Source organism: Pirellulales bacterium (genome assembly GCA_035499655.1).
Classification (GTDB): domain Bacteria; phylum Planctomycetota; class Planctomycetia; order Pirellulales; family JADZDJ01; genus DATJYL01.
On sequence record DATJYL010000020.1, the window covers coordinates 1 to 3178 of the forward strand.

Annotated in this window: 2 protein-coding genes; both read left to right on the top strand. The window is 56.5% G+C overall.

Annotation, left to right across the window (positions count from 1 at the left end; genetic code table 11):
* The coding region (locus VMJ32_01115; GenBank protein HTQ37594.1) for a hypothetical protein at positions 1-625 on the top strand (625 nt) is incomplete at its 5' end.
* 198 nt (positions 626-823) lie between these two features.
* The coding region (locus VMJ32_01120) for a hypothetical protein (protein HTQ37595.1) at positions 824-3178 on the top strand (2355 nt) is incomplete at its 3' end.

Consider the following 3178-nt stretch of genomic DNA (forward strand, 5'->3'; position numbering starts at 1 on the left):
CAATTTGGACACATTTAAATCCAGCAACAATCTTTCAACCATCGATATGACGGTTATTGCTGACGTCAATGGCGATGGCTATGTAACCTATGCGGATTTGCAAGCTTTGCTCAATTCCCTGCGGGGTGGCGGCGGCAGCTTCAATCAGGACGAAAATACAACTGCCTTGGTTGATTCGACAACACCGATCACGCCGACGCTCATTCCCTCGCCAGAAGTTAACAATCAGGTAGCGCCGATCGCAGGGGCCGATGCCACCTTGACTACGAACTCCACCCCGTCATCGTACATAATTGCCCCCTCTCCATCGAACACAACGGCAACCTCTAGGCGCTTGATACCAGTTATCGATGCTAAGGGGAAAACCGAGTTGGATTCCGCGTCGACATCAAATGCAACATTTGCCAATCATCTTCCTGCTACCACCGCTGACCAAGCGCAGGTTTCATTAGCATTACTCGACTTCTACTTTTCGTGGCTCGATCATTCCACGTTACAGCGTGCTAAAGCGAAGCGGCCGGCCGGCCGCTTCGCTTTAGTGGCCGATGGCTCATTGGCCGATGCGTCGCTGGAACCGCTGTCCGATTCAGCAACTGATTGTTATACGAACTTATATTTCGGTTAAGGCCCACGTTTTCCATTACCCCCATTTTTTCAGCCAGTCTTGACGCAAGGTAACATATGACCCTTGAAATAATTTGTTCGTAAATCCGCGCATTCATTCGTTGAATTGAGGTAACCAATGTCGTCGAGAGTAGTTTATAAACGCTCTTTGAAAGGATTCCGGCGTGGGCTGCCAATTCGCACCCTGAGGTTTGAGAACTTGGAAGATCGCCTGTACCTTACCAGCCAGGCTTACACCTGGCAAAACGCCGCCATCGGCGCCGGCGGTTTTGTCGACGGCATTTTTTACGACCCCAACAACCAAAACGTCATTTACGCACGCACCGATATCGGCGGGCTGTACAAAACCACCAACGACGGGCAAACGTGGACGCAACTGCTTGATTTTGTCGGCAACAACACCAGCACGTCCGGCAACGGCACACAGCAGCAATTGATCGGCGTGCTCAGCTTCGCCATCGATCCGGAAAACTCCAATAACATCTACGCCGATGTCGGCGAATACTCCGGCACCAACGGCGCTGTTTTCTATTCCACCAACGGCGGACAGACGTGGGGGCAAACCAATCTTAGTTTTTACGTGGGCGGCAATTCCAACGGCCGCGGCGACGGGGAGCAAATTGCCGTTGACCCCAACGACAGCAACATCGTGTTTTTGGGGTCCAATAACTCCGGATTGTGGAAAAGCACCAACGCCGGCCATTCGTTCGCCCAGATTAGCTCCAGCGCGTTCAGTCCCACCAGCACCACATTTGTTCTGTTCGACCCTAGCAGCGGCACGCCGGGCAATCCTAGTCAGACCATTTACGTGGGGATCGATTCCACAGGCAGCTCCAGCGGGACCAATCTCTATCAAACAACAAACGGCGGAACCACGTGGACCAAGCTCACCGGCACGGGAACGCTGCCGAGCCGTTGGATTCCCGGCCACGCCGTCATCTCCGGCGGAAACATCTATCTGGGGTACGCCAATGCCGAAGCGCCCAATGGCAGCATCACCACGGGCGGCGTCTTCCGGTTCACGCCCGGCACAAGTCCCACCAACGGCGTGTGGGCGAGCATATCGCCCCAGACTCCTGGCGGCAGCAATCCAACGTTCGGCTACGACGGCATCGCCGCCGATCCGAACAATGCCAACACCATTGTCGTGACATCGTTTGATCGGTATTCCGGCCCGGACCAAATTTGGCGCACCACCAACGCCAATGCGGCCACACCGACCTGGGTTGCTTTGTATTCCACGGCCGGAGTACAAAACTCTGGCTATGGCGGGTTCGATCCCACTCGCAACACTTCCAACGCTCCGTGGATCGCGGCCTTTGGCGACGGCATTGGCAACTGGGCCGCCACTGTTGCTATCAATCCGTTCAATACTACTCAACTGATGTACGGGACGGGGCAAGGCATCTGGGCTACGAACAATGGCAACAGCACGACCACGCTGACCGCCGCCAACAGTTGGTACTTTCCGGATGACGGCATCGAATTCACTGCAGTGCTGAAGCTGGTTGCCCCGCAAACGGGAGTTCCGCTGTTCAGCGCGCTGGGGGACATCAACGGTTTTGCGCATACGACGCTTACCTCTTCGCCTGTTGCCGGCGGCATCGCCGCGACCATTTCTGGCGGTGGATTAGGCACAATCGACAGTGTCGATTTTGCTCAGAACAATCCGAATTTTGAAGCGGTCGTGGACGACCTGGGAACCAACCACGGCGCCTACACCACCAACGATGGCGTTACTTGGACAGCCTTTGCCTCTGCAGCCGGCGGCGGAAGCGGCGGTTCCATTGCCGTCTCTGCCAACGCCGCCACGCTGCTCTGGGCTCCGTCGGGAGATACGCCCTACTATTCCACTGACGATGGCACTACTTGGACGGCCTCCACCGTTCCCGGCGGAACACTCACCGGCGGCACGGTAGTCTCCGACCGCGTCAACGCCAACACGTTCTACTACTGGACCGAAAACAGCAGCGACAATTCCTGGCAGCTTTACATCAGCACCGACGGCGGGCACACGTTCACTGCACAAGGAGCCGCGCTGGGAAACGGCAACATCACGCTAACGCCCAATCCATCTGCTGCCGGCGATCTGTGGATTTCCTCGTATAACGGCGTCTATCATTCCACGAACTTCGGCGTCAGTTTCTCGCAGTTAAGCTCGATTGGTTACGCGAATGTTCCTAACCTCGCGCTCGGCGCACCGGCGCCGGGAAAAACGTATCCGGCCATTTATATCTACGGCACCATCAGCAATTTTCTGGGCGTGTACCGCTCCGACGACGGCGGCTCCACCTGGACCTTGCTTAACGATGTCAATCATCAATGGGGTGGCCTGGTCGATACCATGGCCGCCGATCCCAACGTGTTTGGCCGCGTTTACCTGGGCATCAACGGTCGGGGCGTCATCGTCGGTAACCCCGCCAGCAGTCTGCCGACCGGCTGGTTGGATTCGGACATGAACGAGCCGGGTAATCCCGGTTGGGCAACCAGTTCGACGACGCTCTCGAACGGAACCACCGTGAACCAATGGAATCTGGCGGGTGGTGGGGCGGGA